The following is a 1,058-nucleotide window of genomic DNA, read 5'->3' on the forward strand; positions in this document are numbered from 1 at the left end:
GCATCGCGCTGGGCGATGCGGCCACCGAAAAACGCTGGCGCCGCCGTGTGCAGGCCGCGGTCGTCAGCCCCCRCAAGCTGGCCGCCAGCCAGTCGCAGGCCGAGCGCGTGCGCGGCCTGACCGATGAACTGGCCGGCCGGCTCGGCCCGGCCCACCCGGCCGCCCCCACCCTCAGCCCCCATTCGTGAGGTTTCCATGAAACCGCATGCCTTCATCGCGATGCCCTTCGGCCCCAAGCCCGGCCCCGGGGGCCAGGTGATCGACTTCAACCGGGTGCTCGACGAGCTGATCCGCCCCGCGCTCGAAGCGGCCGGCTGCGAGGTCTTTCGCGCCGATGAAGAGACACGCGCCGGCGACATCCGCGTCGACATGTTCCAGGAGCTGCTGGTGGCCGACCTGGTGGTCGCCGACCTGACGCTGGCCAACGCCAACGTCTGGTACGAACTCGGCGTGCGCCATGCGCTGCGCGCGCGTGGCGTGGTGTTGATGTACGGCGCCGATGCGAACTGGGGCCACGACGCCGACAGCGCGAAGGCCTTCGACACCTACACCGAGCGCAAGMTGCGCTACCACCTCGCCAACGGCGTGCCGGATGCGGCGACGCTGCAGACCGACATCGAGCGCCTCGCGACGATGGCACGTGAGACATTGGCCACGTCTACGCGACGCAAGGTCAGCCCGGTCTACGCGTTGCTGCCGCACCTGCAGCAGCCGCAGTGGCACAAGCTGCTGCTGGCCGACGCGAACGAGTTCAGCGACAGCTACAACGACTGGGCGCGACGGATGGAGGTCGCCCGCCAGCGCAACCGGCCGGGCGACATCATGACGCTGGCCAACGAAACACCGACCCGCGCGCTGGCGCTGGAGGCCAAGCGCGAAGCCGGCAATTCGCTGCTGAAGCTGCAGCAAGCCGGGCTCGCTCTGGAGCAGTTCGACGCCGCACTGGCGATCGACCCGGAAGACATCCAGGCCCGGCAGAAGAAGGCCATCTGCCTGGGCCGCCTGGGCCGCTTCGAAGAGGCGCGCGAGTGGACCCAGGCGCTGACCCACGACTACCC

Annotated in this window: 2 protein-coding genes; both read left to right on the top strand. The window is 69.8% G+C overall.

Translation table 11 applies throughout. From position 1 onward, the window contains the following. Positions 1 to 188, top strand: a 188-nt coding sequence (locus AC1DYI_RS36670) for a hypothetical protein (protein WP_477208996.1), incomplete at its 5' end; no start/stop codon positions are given. A 7-nt stretch (positions 189 to 195) separates the two neighbouring features. Then, on the top strand, positions 196 to 1,058 hold an 863-nt coding region (locus AC1DYI_RS36675; protein ID WP_477208997.1), incomplete at its 3' end, for a tetratricopeptide repeat protein.

The organism is Ideonella sp. P3_A4, from assembly GCF_056403075.1.